Origin of the sequence: Nocardioides pinisoli, from assembly GCF_024199985.1 — a bacterium.
Taxonomy (GTDB): domain Bacteria; phylum Actinomycetota; class Actinomycetes; order Propionibacteriales; family Nocardioidaceae; genus Nocardioides; species Nocardioides pinisoli.
In genome coordinates, this window is the sequence record NZ_JANARS010000002.1 from 394,233 (window position 1) to 411,874 (window position 17,642).

The following is a 17,642-nucleotide window of genomic DNA, read 5'->3' on the forward strand; positions in this document are numbered from 1 at the left end:
CCGCCGCTGACGTCGTCGGGGGATACTTCCCGGCGTGGACGGCTTGTTCGAGATTCCGGGCGCGGGGCAACCCGCGCCCGGAGCCGTACCCAGCGCCGGTTCGCTCGGCGCCAACACGCACGCGTCGGCGCCCCTGGCCGTCCGGATGCGGCCGCGCACCATCGACGAGCTCGTCGGCCAGCAGCAGCTGCGGGCCGCCGGGTCGCCGCTGCGCCGGCTGATCGAGGGCGACCAGTCGATGTCGCTGCTGCTCTGGGGACCTCCCGGCACCGGGAAGACGACGATCGCGGCCATCGTGAGCCAGCAGACGCGGCGCCGGTTCGTCGAGGTGTCGGCCGTCGCGGCCGGCGTGAAGGAGGTGCGGGCCGCGATCGACGGCGCCCGGGCCGAGCTCGCCCGGGGCGGTCAGGAGACGGTCCTGTTCGTCGACGAGGTGCACCGCTTCACCAAGGCGCAGCAGGACGCGCTGCTGCCGGGCGTGGAGAACCGCTGGGTCACCCTCATCGCCGCCACCACGGAGAACCCGTTCTTCTCGGTCATCAGCCCGCTGCTGTCGCGCAGCCTGCTGCTCCGGCTGCAGTCCCTCACCGACGACGACGTCGCCGAGGTCATCGACCAGGCGCTCGAGGACGAGCGCGGCCTGGCCGGCGCCACCGCGCTCGACGAGGACGCCCGCGCCCACCTCGTACGCCTCGCGGGTGGCGACGCGCGGCGGGCCCTGACCTACCTCGAGGCCGCTGCCGGCGCCGCCGCGAGCAACGGTCTCGCGACGATCGACCTCGCCACAGCCGAGACGGCCGTCGACCAGGCGGCGGTGCGCTACGACCGCCAGGGCGACCAGCACTACGACGTCATCTCCGCCTTCATCAAGTCGATCCGGGGCTCCGACCCCGACGCCGCCCTGCACTACCTCGCGCGGATGATCGAGGCGGGGGAGGACCCCAGGTTCATCGCCCGCCGGCTGGTCGTGCACGCGAGCGAGGACGTCGGCCTGGCCGACCCGACCGCGCTCCAGGCGGCCGTGGCCGCGGCGCAGGCCGTGCAGCTGATCGGCATGCCGGAGGCGCGGATCAACCTCGCGCAGGCCACCATCCACCTCGCGGTGGCCCCCAAGTCCAACGCCGTCATCACCGCGATCGACGGCGCGATCTCCGACGTCAGGTCGGGCAAGATCGGGCAGGTGCCGGCGCACCTGCGCGACGCTCACTACGGCGGCGCCAAGGACCTGGGCCACGGCAAGGGCTACTCCTACCCGCACGACGAGCCCTACGGCGTGGCCGAGCAGCAGTACCTCCCCGACGTCCTCGCCGACGCCAGCTACTACCGGCCGACGGCGCTCGGCGCGGAGGCCGGCGTCAAGGAGCGCTGGGAGCGCGTACGACGCATCGTCCGGGGCGGCTGATCCGGTTACGGTGGCCGGATGCGCCTCGGGTTCCACGCCTCCCACGAGCAGATCGCCCCGTCGCGGCTGCTGGACGACGTCCAGCACGCCGAGCGGGCCGGCTTCGACATGGCCATGTGCTCGGACCACATCGCGCCCTGGGGCACCCGCCAGGGCCACTCCGGCTACGCCTGGAGCTGGCTGGGCGCCGCGCTCGCCACGACCGGGCTCGAGCTGGGCTGCGTGAGCGCGCCCGGCCAGCGCTACCACCCGGCCGTCGTCGCCCAGAAGATCGCCACCCTGGCCGAGATGTTCCCCGGCCGGTTCTGGACCGCCCTCGGCAGCGGCGAGGCCAGCAACGAGCACATCACCGGTGACCGCTGGCCGCCGAAGGAGGAGCGCACCCGCCGCCTCGAGGAGTGCGTCGACGTGATCCGCCGCCTCCTCGCCGGCGAGGAGGTCACCCACGACGGCCTCGTGACCGTCGACCGGGCCCGGTTGTGGGACCTCCCGCAGGTGCAACCGCGCCTGATCGGCCCGGCGGTGTCGGTCGCCTCCGCCGCCCGGGTCGCGGCCTGGGCCGACGGGCTCGTCACGATCAACCAGCCGGTCGACGTGCTGCGCGACCTCGTCTCGGCCTACCGCGACGCCGGCGGCCGCGGGCCGCTCGCCCTCCAGGTGCACCTGTCGTGGGCGCCGACCCGCGAGGAGGCTGAGGCGATCGCGCTCGACCAGTGGCGCACCAACGTCTTCACCGAGCCGGTGAACTGGGACACCGAGACCCCGGAGGCCTTCGACGTCATGGCCGAGCACGTCGGCATCGACGGCGTACGCCGCTCCGTCGAGGTGTCGGAGGACCTCGGGTGGCATCGCGACCGGATCGCCGAGCTCGCCTCCGTCGGCTTCGACGACGTCTACCTCCACTTCGTGGGGCAGGAGCAGGACGGGTTCCTCGACGCCTTCGGCGAGCACGTCCTCCCCGCCCTGCGGGGCTGACGCCGGGCCCGCACTCTGGTTGTGTGGGTCCGTGCGAGTGACCGACACGAGCGACCTGTGGTGGAAGAGCGCGGTGATCTACTGCCTCGACGTCGAGACGTTCTACGACGCCGACGGCGACGGCACCGGTGACCTGGAGGGTCTCGCGCAGCGGATCGACTACCTCGCCGAGCTGGGCATCACCTGCCTCTGGCTGATGCCGTTCTACCCCAGTCCCGACCGCGACGACGGCTACGACCTGACCGACTTCTACGGCGTCGACCCGCGCCTGGGCAACCACGGCCAGCTCGTGGAGGTGATCCGCACCGCGCACGACCGTGGCATCAACGTCATCGCCGACCTGGTGGTCAACCACACCTCGGACCGGCACCCGTGGTTCCAGGCGTCGCGGCGCAGCACCTCCAACCGCTACCGCGACCACTACGTCTGGCGCGACACCGAGCCGCCGGACACCTCGGAGCTGGTCGTCTTCCCGGACCGCGAGGACTCCATCTGGGAGCTCGACGACCGCACGGGGGAGTGGTACCTCCACAATTTCTACAAGCACCAGCCCGACCTCAACCTCGCCAACCCCGAGGTGGTCGACGAGGTGCTGAGGGTCGTCGGCTTCTGGCTCGAGCTCGGCTTCGACGGCTTCCGGGTCGATGGCATCCCGTTCCTGGAGCAGAACGCGAAGAACATCGGCGACCCGGCGCTGGTGGTGGACCCCCACGAGCTCATGCGGACCATCCGCAGCTTCCTCAACCGTCGCGACGGCCACGCCATGATGCTCGGCGAGGTCAACCTGGCGCACCCGCAGCAGCTCGAGTTCTTCGGCGGCGAGGCGGCCGACGAGCTGCAGATGCAGTTCGACTTCATCGGGATGCAGGCCACCTACCTGGCCCTCGCCCGGGAGGACGCCGGGCCCCTCGTCACGGCGCTCGAGCAGCGACCGGAGATCGATGCCACGTGCCAGTGGGCGACCTTCCTGCGCAACCACGACGAGCTCACCCTCGACAAGATCACCGACGCCGAACGTCGCGAGGTCTTCGCGGCCTTCGGCCCCGACCCCGACATGCAGGTCTACGACCGGGGCCTCAAGCGGCGGCTCCCCACCATGCTCGGGGGCGACCCACGCCGGATCCGGATGGCGTACAGCCTGATGTTCTCGCTGCCGGGCACGCCGACGATCTACTACGGCGAGGAGATCGGCATGGGGGAGGACCTCGAGGCCGACGGGCGGATGGCCGTGCGCACCCCGATGCAGTGGAGCAGCGGACGCAACGGCGGGTTCTCCACCGCTGCGCCGTCACGCCTCGTGCAGCGGGTGGTCCCGGGCGCGTACGGCCCCGAGCACGTCAACGTCGTCTCGCAGCTGCACGACCCGCAGTCGCTGTGGAGCTTCATGCGCAAGCTCATGAGCATCCGGCGCACCTGTCCCGAGCTGGGGTGGGGGACGTGGAGCGTGGTCGAGCAGGAGTCCGCCCAGGTGCTGGTGCAGCGGTGCCAGCTCGACGGCAGCGCAGTCGTGACGGTGCACAACCTCGGTGCCGAGCCCGTCGTGGTCGACGTACCGGTCGACCCGCGCGACGAGGGTCTCGAGGCGGTGGACCTGATGGCCGAGGAGGTCGTCACCGGGGCGGCGACGACGCGGGTGGCGCTGGACGGCTACGGGTTCCGTTGGCTGCGGGTGCGCCCGACGGGTGACCTCGCGATCCCGTGAGGCTTGTAGGCTCGGCGCCGTGACGACGGAGCAGGTGGGACTGGCGGTGGCCGGCGCGGTGGCGCTGGTGGCGCTCGCCGTCGCCCTGCTCGCGCACCGCCGCGCCCGCCGGGCGGAGTCGCTCGTCTCGTCGCTCGGAGCGGCGCTCGCCGAGCGTGTCGACCCGCCGTCGGCCCCGGCCGCGCAGGCGCCCCCGGTCGCCGACAGCGACACCGCCGCCTTCGTGATCACCCACGTGGGCGAGCCCGAGGCCGCAGCAGCCGTGCCCGTGGCGCGGCCCATCGACGGTCGCCTGTTCACCGACATCGTCGCCCGCGAGACCGTGGTGAAGGCGGCCGGCTGGACCCACGGCCTGCGCCGCGCCCTGTCACCCGAGTCCCGCAACCGGATCCGCTTCGCGGTGCGCCAGGAGACCAAGCGGTCCGGACGCGAGCGCCGCGCGGAGATGAAGCAGGCGCTGCGCGAGTTCCGGGCCCGCGAGCGCGCCACCGTGCAGGAGGACGTCGCCTGATGGGTCGCCCTCTCTGGTTCGTCGCCGGGGCGGGGGTCGGGGTCTACGCCGCTGCCCGCGCCCGCCGTGCCGCCGAGTCCCTCACCGCCGACGGCCTGCGAGACCGCGTCCGCGGCTGGCAGGTCGGCGCGCGGCTGTTCGCCGAGGAGGTCCAGCAGGGCCGGACCGAGCGCGAAACCGAGTTGCGCGAGCAGCTCGGCCTCAGGCCCACTGGCCTCCCCCAGCTGACCACGAGCATCACCGACACGCAGAAGGACCCCCACTGATGGACACCGCCGAGATCCGCCGCCGCTTCCTCGCGCACTTCGAGGCCGCCGGACACGCCGTGGTGCCCTCCGCCTCGCTGCTCGCCGACGACCCCAACCTGCTGTTCGTCCCGGCGGGGATGGTGCCGTTCAAGCCCTACTTCCTGGGCCAGGAGACGCCGCCCTTCAACCGCGCCACCAGCATCCAGAAGTGCGTCCGGACGCCCGACATCGAGGACGTCGGCAAGACCACCCGTCACGGCACCTTCTTCGAGATGTGCGGCAACTTCTCCTTCGGCGACTACTTCAAGGAGGGGGCGATCGAGCTCGCCTGGGAGCTGATCACCAAGTCCCAGGCCGACGGGGGCTTCGGACTCGACGAGTCCCGTCTCTACCCGTCGGTGCTCGCCGGCGACGACGAGGCCGTCGAGCTCTGGATGAAGGTCACCGGCCTGCCCCGCACCCGCATCGTCCAGCTCGGCCCGAAGGAGAACTACTGGTCGATGGGCGTGCCGGGCCCGGGCGGCCCGTGCTCGGAGATCCTCTACGACCGCGGACCCGAGTGGGGCCCGGACTTCGACCCCGCCACGCTCGGTCCGGACATGCCCCTCGACCTCGAGGACCGGCTGCTGGAGTTCTGGAACCTCGTCTTCATGCAGGACGAGCTCAGCGCGGTCCGGTCGAAGTCCGACTTCGACATCTCCGGCTCGCTGCCCAAGAAGAACATCGACACCGGGATGGGCCTCGACCGCGTCGCGTTCCTGCTGCAGGGCAAGCAGAACATGTACGAGATCGACGTGGTCTACCCCGTCATCGACAAGGCCCAGGAGCTCACGGGCAAGAAGTACGGCGACGACCACGACGACGACGTCCGGTTCCGCGTCGTGGCCGACCACGTCCGCTCCTCGATGATGCTCATCGGTGACGGCGTCACCCCCGGCAACGACGGGCGCGGCTACGTCCTGCGCCGCCTGCTGCGCCGTGCCGTGCGCTCCATGCGCCTGCTCGGGTGCGAGGACCGGGTGCTGCCCGAGCTGATGCCGGTCTCGCGCGACAAGATGGGGGAGACCTACGACAACCTCCTCACCGACTGGGCACGCATCTCCCAGGTCGCCTTCGCCGAGGAGGACGCCTTCCGCAAGACGCTGCAGGCCGGCACCCAGATCTTCGACACCGCCGCGACCGCGGTGAAGACCTCCGGCGGCACGACGCTGTCGGGGGAGCGGGCCTTCGCGCTGCACGACACCTACGGCTTCCCCATCGACCTCACCCTCGAGATGGCGGCCGAGCAGGGCCTGACCGTCGACGAGCAGGGCTTCCGCGGCCTGATGGCCGAGCAGCGCGAGCGGGCCAAGGCCGACGCGCGCGCCAAGAAGGGCGCCCACGGCGACACGGCGGTCTACCGCGGCGTCTTCGACGAGTTCGGTCCGACCGAGTGGCTGGCCTACGAGACCCTCGAGACCGAGTCGAAGCCGCTGGCTCTCCTCAGTGGCGGCGCGCCGGTCACCCGCCTGGCCGAGGGCGAGGTCGGCGAGCTGGTGCTCGACCGCACCCCGTTCTACGCCGAGTCCGGCGGCCAGGTCGCCGACGCCGGCACGATCGTCTTCGACGGCGGTCGGCTCGAGGTCGTCGACGTCCAGCGCCCGATCAAGGGTCTGGTCGTCCACCAGGTGCGGGTGCTCGAGGGCGAGCTCGACGCGGGGCGCGAGGTCCACGCCCGGGTCGACCCCGAGTGGCGCACCGGCGCCCGTCAGGCCCACTCCGGCACCCACGTCGTGCACGCCGCGCTGCGCGAGGTGCTCGGCCCGACCGCCCTGCAGTCGGGCTCGTACAACCGTCCCGGCTACCTCCGCCTCGACTTCGGCTGGACCGCGGCGCTCAGCCCGGAGCAGGTGCGTGACATCGAGCTGGTCTCCCAGCAGGCGCTGCGCGCCGACCTCCCGGTCTCGTGGGACTACATGACGCTCGAGCAGGCCAAGGAGTGGGGCGCGATCGCGCTCTTCGGCGAGACCTACGACAACACCAAGGTCCGCGTCGTCGAGATCGGCGGCCCCTGGTCGCGCGAGCTCTGCGGCGGCACGCACGTCGACCACTCCTCGCAGATCGGCACCGTCGTGGTGACCGGCGAGACCAGCGTGGGCTCGGGCAACCGGCGCATCGAGGCGCTCACCGGCGTCGAGGGCTTCGGCTACCTGGCCCGCGAGCGCGACGTGGTCGCCCAGCTCACCGGCCTGCTCAAGACCCAGCCCGACGACCTGGTCAGCCGGGTCCAGGGCCTGACGGAGCGGCTCAAGGCTGCCGAGAAGGAGCTGGAGAAGGCGCGGCTCGCGCAGCTGCTCGGCGCCAGCGCCGACCTGGCGGCCGGAGCGACGCAGGTCGGCCCCGTCAGGCTCGTCGCCCACCGTGCCGACGGCGCCGGCGGGGGCGACGTACGCAACCTCGCGATGGACGTGCGCGGCCGGCTGCCGCAGGGCGAGCCCGGCGTGGTGGTCATCATCGGGCAGGCCGACGGCAAGGTGTCGGTCGTGGCCGCCACCAACGACGAGGCGCGCGCCCGCGGGCTGTCGGCCGGCGACCTGGTCCGCGCCGTCGGGCCCCTGCTCGGCGGCAAGGGCGGCGGCAAGGACGACGTCGCCCAGGGCGGCGGCACCGACGCCTCGCGCATCGACGAGGCCCTCGAGCTCGTGGCCCGCGAGGTCGCTGCGAGGGCCCAGGGCTGAGCATGCGGTTCGGAGTGCGGCTCGGCGTCGACCCGGGGGATGCCCGGATCGGCGTCGCGAGCAGCGACCCCTCCGGCTTCCTCGCCACCCCGGTCGAGACGGTGCGCAGCGGCAGGGGCGACGTACGCCGTCTCGCCCAGCTCGTGACCGAGCTCGAGGCGGTCGAGGTGGTGGTCGGCCTGCCGCGCTCGCTCAACGGGACCGAGGGTCCCGCGGCGGAGAAGGCGCGCGAGCTGGCCGGGCGGCTGGCCCGCCGAGTTGCCCCCGTGCCTGTCAGGCTGTGTGATGAACGACTGACCACGGTGTCGGCCGAGTCGATCCTGCGCGAGCAGGGTCGCCACGGGGCCAAGCGACGCGCCGTGGTGGACCAGGCAGCCGCGGTGCTGATCCTGCAGACTGCCCTCGACACGGAGCGGTCGAGCGGACGGGCACCGGGAGAGATCGTCGAGGTGACGGAGACAGATGACTGAGCGCGGGACCGAGCCCGACCAGGTGGCGTACGACGACGACCCCCAGGACGACTACGCCTACGTGCCGGGCGGCAGGCGGCGCAAGGGCCGCGGCCTCAAGGGCTGCGTCGCCGTCCTCGTCGCGCTCGTCGTCCTCCTCGGCGGCTTCTACGTCGCGCTGACCCAGGGCGTCTCGTGGGTCGCCGACCAGTTCCAGGGGCCCGACGACTACCCCGGCCCGGGCACGGGCTCGGTCGAGTTCACCGTCAACGAGGGCGACACGACCGCGCAGATCGGTCGCAACCTCAAGGCCGAGGGCGTCACCAAGTCGGTCCAGGCGTTCATCGACGCCGCAGCCGGTGAGCCCGACGCGGCCGGCATCCAGGTCGGCGCCTACGAGCTCCAGAAGGAGATGAAGGCCGCCGACGCCCTCGAGGTGCTCATCGACCCCGACAACCTCATCGGCTTCCCGACGGTCACGATCCCCGAGGGCCTGCGGGTCACCGAGATCGTCTCGACGCTCGCGCAGAACACCGACTTCCCCGAGCAGGCGTGGAACCGCGCGCTGCAGCAGCCGGATCGCCTCGGGCTGCCCGACTACGCCGAGGGCAACGCCGAGGGCTACCTGTTCCCGGCGACCTACGAGATCAAGCCGGGCATGAAGCCGCCGCGGATCCTCAAGATGATGGTCGACCGCTGGCGCGAGGCCGCCGACGCCGCAGGGCTGGAGGAGCGGGCCGCCGAGCTGGGCAAGACGCCCGGCGAGCTGATGATCATCGCCTCACTCATCGAGGCCGAGGGTCGTGGCGACGACATGCCGAAGATCTCCCGTGTGATCTACAACCGCCTCGACGGTCCCGGCGACAAGGGCGGCACCAACGGCACGCTCGGCATCGACGCCTCCATCGCCTACGGGCTCGGGCTCTCGCCCGGCTCGACCGAGCTGACGCCCGAGCAGCTGGCGGAGGACACCCCCTACAACACGCGCCTCAACGCCGGTCTTCCGCCGACGCCCATCGAGGCGCCGGGTGACGAGGCCATCGAGGCGGCGGCCAACCCGGCCGACGGCCCCTGGTACTACTACGTCACGGTCGACCTCGAGACGGGCGAGACCAAGTTCTACGAGGACTACGAGGACTTCCTGGTGGGCCGCGACGAGTACAAGGCCTACTGCGAGACCTCCGAACGGTGCTGACCCGGCGCTGCGGCGTGCTGGGCGACCCGATCGCCCACTCGCTGTCGCCGGTGCTGCACCGGGCGGCCTACGCCGAGCTCGGGCTCGACTGGACCTACGACGCCCACCGGGTCGCCTCCGGTGGGCTCGGGTCCTTCCTCGACGGGCTCGGCGAGGAGTGGCGCGGGCTGTCGCTGACGATGCCCCTCAAGCGCGAGGCGCTGCCGCTGGTCGACCGGCTCAGCGACCGCGCGCGCCTCGCCGGCGCGGTCAACACCGTGGTCCTCGAGGACGACGGCACCCGCTCCGGTGACAACACCGACCTGCCCGGCGCGGTCGCGGCGATCCGGGAGCGTACGACGACCCCGCTGGCGTCGGCGGCGATCCTCGGCGGCGGTGCGACGGCCACCTCGATCGGGCTGGCGCTCGCGGACCTCGGGGTCACGTCGATCGAGCTGCTCGTGCGCGACGAGGCCCGGGCGGCCGAGACCCTCGCCGCCCTCCGGGCGCACCCGGCCGCGCCGGAGGTCAGCACCCGGTCGCTGGCGACCGCCGGCTCCACCGTCGACGTCGTGGTCTCCACCGTCCCGGCCGCCGCCCAGACCCCCGAGCTGGTCGAGCGCCTCGCCGGGGTGCCGGTGGTCTTCGAGGCCCTCTACGACCCGTGGCCGACCCCGCTCGCGGCGGCTGCCCGCGACAGCGGACGCGCGCTCGTGGGCGGGCTCGACCTCCTCGTCCACCAGGCCGCCCTGCAGGTCGGGCTCTTCACCGGCCGGCCGGCTCCGCTCGCCACGATGCGAGATGCAGGCGAACGCGCCCTCGCGGCGCGTCGTGCCGGTTGAATGTCCCCGTGACCGACACCGTGCTCGCCGCGCTCGTCGCGGCGCTCCTCGCCGGGATCGGCGGGCTGCTGGTGCCGCGACTGGTCGCCCGCGTGCCCGAGCCCGCGCCCAGGCAGACGGGGGAGGGGGACGCCGACGCCGACGAGCCGCCCAAGATGCTCTACGCCGACATCGCGGCCCGACCGGGGCTCGCGTGGCGCAGCGCGCTGCTGTCGGCCGGCGCCGGCGCCCTGCTCGGTGCCGCCACCGGGCTCGACTGGCCGCTGCTGTGGCTCGTGCCCCTGACCCCGGTCGCGGTCGCCCTGTCGGTGATCGACTGGCACACCCGGCTGCTGCCCCGCGTCATCGTCGTACCGGCCACGCTCGCGGCGATCGTCGTGGTCGCGGTGGTGGGGCTGGCGACCGGCGAGCGGGACGCGCTCGTGCGCGCCCTCGTCGCGATGGTGGTCGCGCGCTCGTTCTTCTGGGTGCTCTGGTTCGTGCGGTCGGCCGGCATGGGGTTCGGCGACGTGCGCCTGGCGGCGCCGGTGGGCCTGGTGCTCGGCTGGACCGGCTGGGGTGCGCTGGCGATCGGGCTGTGGTCGAGCTTCATGCTCTTCGTCCTGCCGGCGCTCGTGGTGCTGGTGGCACGCCGCGACCGCAGCCTGCTGAAGAGGTCGTTCCCCTTCGGCCCCTTCATGGTCGCCGGGGCGCTGGCGGGTCTCGTCTGGGGGACCGCGCTCGCTGGGCGGCTGTGGGGCTGAGACACTTCACCCATGCTCCGATGGCTCACAGCAGGCGAGTCCCACGGTCCCTCGCTGGTGGCGATCCTCGAGGGGCTGCCCGCCCACGTCCGCGTCACCACCGACGACCTCGCCGACTCGCTGGCGCGACGCCGGCTCGGCTACGGCCGGGGCGCACGGATGAAGTTCGAGCAGGACCAGGTCCGCGTGCTCGGCGGCGTGCGCCACGGTGAGACCCAGGGCGGCCCGGTCGCCATCGAGGTCGGCAACACCGAGTGGCCGAAGTGGGAGAAGGTCATGTCGGCCGATCCCGTCGACCCCGTGGAGCTCGAGGCGCTGGCGCGCAACGCCCCGCTCACGCGGCCGCGTCCCGGTCACGCCGACCTCGTCGGCATGCAGAAGTACGCCTTCGACGAGGCCCGCCCCATCCTCGAGCGCGCGTCCGCCCGCGAGACCGCAGCGCGCGTGGCGCTGGGCCGGGTGGCGTCCAACTTCCTCGAGCAGGCCGTCGGCGCCCGCATCGTGTCGCACGTCGTGTCGCTCGGCGGGGTGAAGGCGCCCGCCGGCTCGGTGCCCGGCCCCGACGACGTCGAGCGGCTCGACGCCGACGAGGTGCGCTGCCTCGACCCCGAGGCGAGTGCCGCGATGGTCGCCCGCATCGACCAGGCGCACAAGGACGGCGACACCCTCGGCGGCGTCGTCGAGGTGGTCGTCCACGGCCTCCCGCCGGGCCTCGGCTCGCACGTGCACTGGGACCGCCGGCTCGACGCCCGGCTCGCCGGTGCGCTCATGGGCATCCAGGCGATCAAGGGCGTCGAGGTCGGCGACGGCTTCGAGCTCGCCGACACGCCGGGCTCGCAGGCGCACGACGAGATCGTGACGACCGACGAGGGGCTGCGACGCACGTCCGGCCGCTCCGGCGGCACCGAGGGCGGCATGTCGACCGGCGAGGTCCTGCGCGTGCGCGCTGCGATGAAGCCCATCGCCACCGTGCCGAAGGCGCTGCGCACCGTCGACGTGGCGACCGGTGAGGCCGCCGTCGCCCACCACCAGCGCTCCGACGTGTGCGCCGTGCCCGCGGCCGGCATCGTCGCCGAGGCGATGGTCGCGCTCGTGCTGGCGGACGCCGTGGTCGAGAAGTTCGGTGGGGACTCCGTGCAGGAGACGCGCCGCAACGCCGAGTCCTACCTCGACACCCTGAGGTATCGCTGATGTCCCCTCGTGTCGTCCTCGTCGGCCCCATGGGGGCCGGCAAGACGACGGTCGCCGGCCTGCTCGGCGACGCCTGGGGCCTGCCCGTCCGCGACACCGACGCCGACATCGAGGCGACCACAGGGCGTGAGATCTCCGACATCTTCGTGGAGTCGGGCGAGGACCACTTCCGCGACCTCGAGGCCGCCGCGGTCGCCGCGGCCCTCGCGGAGCACGACGGGGTCCTGGCGCTGGGTGGCGGTGCCGTCCTGCGGCCCGAGACCCGTGACCTGCTGGCCGGTCTGCCGGTGGTGTTCCTCCGGGTCGGCCTGTCCGACGCGGTGAAGCGGGTCGGTCTCGGGGTGGGGCGCCCGCTCCTGCTCGGCAACGTGCGCGCGCGCATCAAGGCGCTGCTCGACGAGCGCACCCCGATCTACGAGTCCGTGGCCGCCCACACCGTCGACACCGACGGCCGCACCGCCGACGAGGTGGCAGCCGAGGTCCGGGAGGTGCTCGGATGACCAAGCGCCAGACCCGCGAGCAGCACCAGCGCACCCAGCAGCGGCAGCGCTCGGAGCAGCATCCCGCCGAGCAGCCCGCCGTCGTCACCACCGTGGAGGCCACCGGCGACACCGTCCTCCACGTGGGCGGTGCCTCGCCCTACGACGTCGTCGTGGGCCACCGCCTGGCCGGGCGCCTGCCCGGCGTGCTCGGACCGTCGGTCGAGCGGGTCGCGGTGCTCTACGCCGGCACGCTCGGGGCGCTCGCCGACCCGGTGGTCGACGCACTGGTCGAGCACTACGACGTCCTCGCGCTCGGGCTGCCCGACGGCGAGCGGGCCAAGGCCGCGCCCGTCGCGGCCGACTGCTGGGAGGCGCTGGGCGAGGCCGGCTTCACCCGCTCCGACGCGGTCGTGACCATCGGCGGGGGAGCGACCACCGACCTGGGCGGCTTCGTGGCCGCCACCTGGCTGCGCGGCGTACGGGTCGTCCACCTGCCCACGACGCTGCTGGCGATGGTCGACGCCGCGGTCGGCGGCAAGACCGGCATCAACACCGGCGCCGGAAAGAACCTCGTCGGCTCCTTCCACGAGCCCGCCGGCGTGCTGTGCGACCTGGCCCTGCTGGAGACGCTCCCGCACGAGGAGCTGGTCGCCGGGCTGGGCGAGGTCGTCAAGTGCGGCTTCATCGCCGATCCCGCCATCCTCGACGTCGTCGAGCGCACCGACCCGGCCGCGCTCACCTGGGACTCCGCCGAGCTGCGCGAGCTCGTCGAGCGGGCGATCCGGGTCAAGGTCGAGGTCGTCGTCGACGACCTCAAGGAGACCGGCGGCGCCGACGGGCACCCGGGCCGCGAGGTCCTCAACTACGGCCACACCCTCGCCCACGCGATCGAGCGCACCAGTGACTACGCCGTCCGGCACGGCGAGGCCGTCGCGATCGGCTGCGTCTACGTCGCCGAGCTGGCCGCACTCGCCGGCTCGCTCGACCCCGAGCTGGTCGAGCGCCACCGTGCGGCGTTCGCGCGCGTCGGGCTGCCGACGACCTACGACGCTGCGCCCTTCGACGAGCTCCACGCCGCGATGAAGGTCGACAAGAAGGCACGCGGCTCGCAGCTGCGCTTCGTCGTGCTCGACGACCTCGCCGCGCCGCGGATCCTCGCCGCGCCCGACGAGGACGACCTGCGAGCGGCCTACGCCGCGATCGGAGGCACGTCGTGAAGGTCCTCGTCCTCAACGGTCCCAACCTGGGCCGGCTCGGTCGTCGGCAGCCGGAGATCTACGGCTCCACCACCCACGCCGAGCTCGCGCACCTGTGCGTGGAGTGGGGGAGCGCGCTGGGGCTCGAGGTCGAGGTCCGCCAGACCAACCACGAGGGCGACCTGCTCGACTGGCTCAACGCCGCCGCCGACGACGGCACCCGCGTGGTGCTCAACGCCGGTGCCTGGACGCACTACTCCCTCGCCCTCTGGGACGCCTGTGCCCAGCTCACCGCGCCCATGGTGGAGGTGCACATCTCCGACCCCAGGCAGCGCGCGGAGCAGTTCCGCCACACCTCGGTCGTCGAGCCGCACGCGGTCGCCACGATCGCCGGGCAGGGCATCGACGGCTATCGCCAGGCGCTCGAGGTGCTGGCCGGCGCCACGCCGTGACGTCGTACGCCGGTCAGGGTCGCGCCGCTCTCCTGCTCGCGGGCGTCCTCGGCAGCGTGCACGCCGCCTTCAGCCTCTACTGGGGCTTCGGCGGCGAGTGGCTGGTCGAGACGCTCGGGCGTCGACTGATCGAGTCCTTCGCGGGCTGGGAGTGGCTGCTCGTCCCCATCGGTCTGGCCAAGCTCGTCGCCGCGTGGGTGCCGCTGGTCGCCGCCCGCGCGGGCTGGCCCCTGCGACCCCTGTCCCGGGGCGCGTGCTGGCTCGGCGCTGCCGTCCTGCTCCTGTGGGGCGGGCTCAACACGGCCGTCGGCAACCTGGTCCTGGCCGGCGTGATCGTCCCGGACGGCGGCTACGACCGCCCCGGCATGGTGGGCCACGCCTTCCTCTGGGACCCGCTCTTCCTGGTCTGGGGCATCGCCCTCGCGCTCGGGCTCGCTCAGTCGCGGGACAGCAGTGCGCGGGTGGCCGGGTCGGCGGGGTAGAGGGCCTCGATCGCCAGCTCGGCCACCGTCACGTCGCCGGGCGTGCCGAAGACGGTCGTGGTCGTGAGGAACGACAGCACGTCCGCGCCTGCGCGCAGCCGCAGCGTGAGCACGATCCCCGGCGCGGGGTGCGGACCCCGGACCGGGAACTCCGCGAGCAGTGCGGCGAGGCGCGGGTCGTCGGTGGTGTCGTGCTCGTGGCGGACCCGCGCCATGATCGCCGCGCGCCACTCGTCGAGGTTCGCGATGCGGGGGGCGAGGCCGCGCGGGTCGAGGCTCAGCCGTACGACGTTCACGGGCGGCTCCAGCAGGTCGGCCGGCACGTCCGCGAGCAGCCGGTAGGCGGCGTCGTTGGCCGTCACGAGGTCCCACCCGCCGTCGATGACGAGCGCCGGATAGGGCTCGTGCCCGGCGAGGATGAGCTCCAGCGCCTCGTTGACCTCCGCCAGCGCGGGCGCCCCGAGCGGCAGCTCGGACGTGTCGGGGACGAACCCCGCCGCCGTGAAGAGCCGGCGGCGCTCACGCAAGGGGACGGCCAGCGCCTCGCTGAGCTGCCCGACCATCGTGGGGCTCGGCCGGGCCTTGCCGGTCTCGATGTAGGACAGGTGGCGGGTGGAGACGCCGCACTGGTCGGACAGTGCCTGCTGGGACAGGCGCCGGCGCTGTCGCCAGTGCCGCACGAGCGAGCCCACGTCGGTCGGCGCCGTGACGTCGAGGGTCATGGTGGTCACTGTGTCAGCCCTTTCGCACCAGCCACACCTGTCCCGCGGCGAAGACGCCCACGACGACGGCCTGGACGACGGTCCACACGACGCCGAGCGTGGTGAGCCCGCCGAGGAGCGCGTAGTCGACACTGGCGACGACCCAGACGACGTTGAGCGCGGCCAGCGCGGCGACCCCGCGTCGCGGGACCGGTCGTCGGGTGGCGAGGACGCCGACTGCGACGGCGACCAGCAGCAGGAACCCGCCCAGGGAGCGGACGAGCGGGTCGGGCGCGCCGAACCAGTCGGCGAGCAGCCCGCCGGCGACGGCGTACGCGAGCCCGTTGGCCCCGGTGGTGACGGCGTCGGCGAGGAGAAAGGGACGGGCGACGGGGGCGGGGATCCCCCGTCGGCCCGGTGTCGTGGTGGTCGGGGTCCGGGTCGGGTGTGTGGTGGTCATGGGATCAGGCTGGTCGGGGTCACGCCGAACGGCCATGACGTGCGAGGTCATGGCCGGTCCGCGTCGGCCGCACGTGCGAGGGTGGCTCCATGGACGCCCCGGTCGAGGTCAGCGCGCTGGCGATCAACGTCGTGGTCCCTCCCGAGGTGCGGTGGCGCGACACGCGCCGGGAGGAGGAGTTCGAGCTCCAGTCGCTGACGATCAGGCTGCTCCCCGACGGCACGCTCGCGGCCAAGGCCTACGGTCGGCCGGTCGTCGGCGGACGCGGCGCCTACGTCTCGTTCCCGGTGCCCGATCGGCCCGAGCTCGCCGCGCTGGTCTCGGCGGCGGCCGACGAGGCGGCACGCAGGTGGGCGTCGCACGGCTGACCCCGCACGCGTCCCGGCCTGTGCTTGGATCGCCGGGTGCTGCCCTTCCGCCAGGTCGATGTCTTCAGCTCCGAGCCCTGGCTCGGCAACCCGCTCGCCGTCGTGCATGACGCCGACGGGGTCACCGACGAGGAGATGGCCCGCTTCGCACGGTGGACCAACCTGTCCGAGACGACGTTCCTGTGTGCACCGACCGACTCGGCCGCCGACTACCGGGTGCGGATCTGGACGACCACCGGCGAGCTGCCCTTCGCGGGCCATCCGACCATCGGCAGCGCCCACGCCTGGCTCGAGGCCGGGGGAGTGCCGAGCGGCGACGTGGTGGTGCAGGAGTGCGGCGCCGGGCTCGTCGACGTACGCCGCTCGCCGCGGCTCGGCTTCGCGGCCCCACCGCTGCGCCGATCGGGCGCCGTCGACCCCGACCTGCGGGCCCGCATCGTCCGCGCGCTGGGTGTCACCGACGACGCCGTCGAGGACATGGCGTGGATCGACAACGGCCCCGGCTGGGTCGGGGTCGACCTCGGCTCGGCGCAGGCGGTCGTCGACGTCGTGCCCGACGTGCCTGCGTTCACCGACCTGAAGGTGACCGTCCTCGGGCGGTGGGACGCCGGCACCGCCGCGGAGCTCGGCGCCGACGTCGAGGTGCGCGCCTTCTACGCGGACGGGCGGGAGTTCGGGGAGGACCCCGTCACCGGCAGCGCCAACGCCGGCCTCGCGCAGTGGCTGATCGGCACCGGCGCGCTGCCGTCGACCTACACCTCGCGCCAGGGCAGCGTCATCGGCCGCGACGGACGAGTCCACCTCGAGGCCGTCGGCGACCGGGTGTGGGTCTCCGGGGACGCGGTCACCCGGATCGTGGGCGAGGTCGACCTCTAGGGCCGGGCCCCCGGCGCCGACGAGAGCACGCGCTCGCGGACGACGTCGTCCTCCCACCGGTCGCCGATCAGGAACCGCTTGCGCCCGACCGGCTCGAAGCCGTGGCGGGCGTAGAAGGCGTTGGCCCGGGCGTTCTCCTCGCTCACGCCCAGCCAGGCTCCTCGCGCCTCGGTGGCGTGGGCAGCGACGAGCGTGTGCTCCATCAGGAGGCCGGCGGTCCCCGTGCCGTGGTGCCCCGGGTGGACGTAGAAGCGCACGAGCTCCACGGTGGGGCGCTGGCGGATCGCCCGTGCGACGTCCGGGTCGTCCGGCTCGCCGACGCGCAGCATCGTGTAGCCGACCGGGTCCCCGCCCTCGCCGGCCTCGGCGACGAGCACGGTGCACGCCGGGTCGGCGACGTGGTGCCGGAAGCTCGCCGGGTCGAGACTGGCGGCGATGTGGGCCGCGAGCACATCGGCCGGTGTCTGCGGGGTGCAGGCGAGGGGGAAGGTGAGCGCCGCGAGCCGGGAGAGGCCCTCGGCGTCCGCCTCGCGCGCACGGCGTACGGTCACTGGCACGCGGGCAGGGTATCCCCGGCGTGACGGGGACGGCGGCGGACGCATCCACGCGGTGACGTCGGGGTAACGGACCGGAAGGGGCGGACCGACCGCACCCCGGGACGTACGACGAGG

At 73.3% G+C, this 17,642-nt stretch carries 20 protein-coding genes; 17 read left to right on the forward strand and 3 right to left on the reverse strand.

Annotated elements, in window-relative coordinates:
- The first annotated feature begins 34 nt into the window (after positions 1-34).
- Genes NCI01_RS05930 through NCI01_RS06000 form a run of 15 tightly spaced genes read left to right on the forward strand, consistent with a single transcriptional unit; the run spans position 35 to position 14,566 of the window.
- A complete protein-coding gene (locus tag NCI01_RS05930) occupies positions 35-1,402 on the forward strand; it encodes a replication-associated recombination protein A (protein WP_372495099.1) in 1,368 nt (455 codons plus the stop codon).
- A gap of 18 nt (positions 1,403-1,420) precedes the next feature.
- Positions 1,421-2,377, forward strand: coding sequence for a TIGR03885 family FMN-dependent LLM class oxidoreductase (locus NCI01_RS05935; protein ID WP_254180546.1), 957 nt, complete (start codon positions 1,421-1,423; stop codon positions 2,375-2,377).
- A gap of 37 nt (positions 2,378-2,414) precedes the next feature.
- Entirely contained in the window at positions 2,415-4,079 is a 1,665-nt protein-coding gene (locus NCI01_RS05940; protein ID WP_254180547.1) for an alpha-amylase family protein, read from the forward strand.
- A gap of 19 nt (positions 4,080-4,098) precedes the next feature.
- On the forward strand, positions 4,099-4,590 hold the full coding sequence (locus NCI01_RS05945; RefSeq protein WP_254180548.1) for a hypothetical protein: 492 nt from the start codon (positions 4,099-4,101) through the stop codon (positions 4,588-4,590).
- The gene (locus tag NCI01_RS05950; RefSeq protein ID WP_254180549.1) at positions 4,590-4,856 is read left to right on the forward strand and encodes a DUF6167 family protein; all 267 of its coding nucleotides are present in this window, start codon (positions 4,590-4,592) and stop codon (positions 4,854-4,856) included. Before NCI01_RS05945 ends, NCI01_RS05950 begins: the two co-directional genes overlap by 1 nt.
- Positions 4,856-7,555: an alanine--tRNA ligase gene (alaS, locus tag NCI01_RS05955; protein WP_254180550.1), complete on the forward strand. Its 2,700-nt coding sequence runs from the start codon at positions 4,856-4,858 to the stop codon at positions 7,553-7,555. Before NCI01_RS05950 ends, alaS begins: the two co-directional genes overlap by 1 nt.
- Before the next feature lie 2 nt (positions 7,556-7,557).
- Entirely contained in the window at positions 7,558-8,025 is a 468-nt protein-coding gene (gene ruvX / locus NCI01_RS05960) for a Holliday junction resolvase RuvX (protein WP_254180551.1), read from the forward strand.
- Entirely contained in the window at positions 8,018-9,199 is a 1,182-nt protein-coding gene (gene mltG / locus NCI01_RS05965; protein ID WP_254180552.1) for an endolytic transglycosylase MltG, read from the forward strand. Before ruvX ends, mltG begins: the two co-directional genes overlap by 8 nt.
- Positions 9,193-10,020: a shikimate dehydrogenase gene (locus NCI01_RS05970; protein WP_254180553.1), complete on the forward strand. Its 828-nt coding sequence runs from the start codon at positions 9,193-9,195 to the stop codon at positions 10,018-10,020. Before mltG ends, NCI01_RS05970 begins: the two co-directional genes overlap by 7 nt.
- Positions 10,021-10,028: 8 nt before the next feature.
- The gene (locus NCI01_RS05975) at positions 10,029-10,763 is read left to right on the forward strand and encodes a prepilin peptidase (RefSeq protein ID WP_254180554.1); all 735 of its coding nucleotides are present in this window, start codon (positions 10,029-10,031) and stop codon (positions 10,761-10,763) included.
- Positions 10,764-10,775: 12 nt separating this feature from the next.
- A complete protein-coding gene (gene aroC, locus NCI01_RS05980) occupies positions 10,776-11,954 on the forward strand; it encodes a chorismate synthase (protein ID WP_254180555.1) in 1,179 nt (392 codons plus the stop codon).
- Complete coding sequence (locus NCI01_RS05985) at positions 11,954-12,454, forward strand: shikimate kinase (protein WP_254180556.1); 501 nt, start codon at positions 11,954-11,956, stop codon at positions 12,452-12,454. Before aroC ends, NCI01_RS05985 begins: the two co-directional genes overlap by 1 nt.
- Positions 12,451-13,653, forward strand: coding sequence for a 3-dehydroquinate synthase (gene aroB / locus NCI01_RS05990; protein WP_254180557.1), 1,203 nt, complete (start codon positions 12,451-12,453; stop codon positions 13,651-13,653). The genes NCI01_RS05985 and aroB overlap by 4 nt, the downstream gene beginning before the upstream one ends.
- Entirely contained in the window at positions 13,650-14,084 is a 435-nt protein-coding gene (locus NCI01_RS05995; RefSeq protein ID WP_254180558.1) for a type II 3-dehydroquinate dehydratase, read from the forward strand. Before aroB ends, NCI01_RS05995 begins: the two co-directional genes overlap by 4 nt.
- A complete protein-coding gene (locus NCI01_RS06000; protein ID WP_254180559.1) occupies positions 14,081-14,566 on the forward strand; it encodes a DUF3995 domain-containing protein in 486 nt (161 codons plus the stop codon). Before NCI01_RS05995 ends, NCI01_RS06000 begins: the two co-directional genes overlap by 4 nt.
- Here NCI01_RS06000 and NCI01_RS06005 read toward each other — a convergent pair.
- Together NCI01_RS06005 and NCI01_RS06010 are read right to left on the reverse strand one after the other, a co-directional pair.
- Positions 14,521-15,288 carry a helix-turn-helix domain-containing protein gene (locus tag NCI01_RS06005; RefSeq protein WP_254180560.1) on the reverse strand — a complete coding sequence of 256 codons (768 nt, stop codon included), beginning with the start codon at positions 15,286-15,288 and terminating at the stop codon, positions 14,521-14,523. The genes NCI01_RS06000 and NCI01_RS06005 overlap by 46 nt on opposite strands.
- Positions 15,289-15,301: 13 nt before the next feature.
- Entirely contained in the window at positions 15,302-15,727 is a 426-nt protein-coding gene (locus NCI01_RS06010; RefSeq protein WP_254180561.1) for a hypothetical protein, read from the reverse strand.
- A gap of 89 nt (positions 15,728-15,816) precedes the next feature.
- Between NCI01_RS06010 and NCI01_RS06015 the strand changes: the two genes are divergently transcribed.
- On the forward strand, positions 15,817-16,095 hold the full coding sequence (locus NCI01_RS06015; protein WP_254180562.1) for a hypothetical protein: 279 nt from the start codon (positions 15,817-15,819) through the stop codon (positions 16,093-16,095).
- A gap of 36 nt (positions 16,096-16,131) precedes the next feature.
- Complete coding sequence (locus NCI01_RS06020; protein WP_254180563.1) at positions 16,132-16,971, forward strand: PhzF family phenazine biosynthesis protein; 840 nt, start codon at positions 16,132-16,134, stop codon at positions 16,969-16,971.
- Here NCI01_RS06020 and NCI01_RS06025 read toward each other — a convergent pair.
- Entirely contained in the window at positions 16,968-17,528 is a 561-nt protein-coding gene (locus NCI01_RS06025; RefSeq protein ID WP_254180564.1) for a GNAT family N-acetyltransferase, read from the reverse strand. The two genes, NCI01_RS06020 and NCI01_RS06025, sit on opposite strands and share 4 nt — an antisense overlap.
- Between the last annotated feature and the right edge of the window lie 114 nt (positions 17,529-17,642).

What these genes read in the sequence shown, in the direction of transcription:
- NCI01_RS05935 (WP_254180546.1), top strand. Translation starts at nt 1,421, where the DNA reads ATGCGCCTCGGGTTCCACGCCTCCCACGAGCAGATCGCCCCGTCGCGG.
- NCI01_RS05950 (WP_254180549.1), top strand. Translation starts at nt 4,590, where the DNA reads ATGGGTCGCCCTCTCTGGTTCGTCGCCGGGGCGGGGGTCGGGGTCTAC.
- alaS (WP_254180550.1), top strand. Translation starts at nt 4,856, where the DNA reads ATGGACACCGCCGAGATCCGCCGCCGCTTCCTCGCGCACTTCGAGGCC.
- ruvX (WP_254180551.1), top strand. Translation starts at nt 7,558, where the DNA reads ATGCGGTTCGGAGTGCGGCTCGGCGTCGACCCGGGGGATGCCCGGATC.
- mltG (WP_254180552.1), top strand. Translation starts at nt 8,018, where the DNA reads ATGACTGAGCGCGGGACCGAGCCCGACCAGGTGGCGTACGACGACGAC.
- aroC (WP_254180555.1), top strand. Translation starts at nt 10,776, where the DNA reads ATGCTCCGATGGCTCACAGCAGGCGAGTCCCACGGTCCCTCGCTGGTG.
- NCI01_RS05985 (WP_254180556.1), top strand. Translation starts at nt 11,954, where the DNA reads ATGTCCCCTCGTGTCGTCCTCGTCGGCCCCATGGGGGCCGGCAAGACG.
- aroB (WP_254180557.1), top strand. Translation starts at nt 12,451, where the DNA reads ATGACCAAGCGCCAGACCCGCGAGCAGCACCAGCGCACCCAGCAGCGG.
- NCI01_RS06005 (WP_254180560.1), bottom strand. Translation starts at nt 15,288, where the DNA reads ATGACCCTCGACGTCACGGCGCCGACCGACGTGGGCTCGCTCGTGCGG.
- NCI01_RS06010 (WP_254180561.1), bottom strand. Translation starts at nt 15,727, where the DNA reads ATGACCACCACACACCCGACCCGGACCCCGACCACCACGACACCGGGC.
- NCI01_RS06015 (WP_254180562.1), top strand. Translation starts at nt 15,817, where the DNA reads ATGGACGCCCCGGTCGAGGTCAGCGCGCTGGCGATCAACGTCGTGGTC.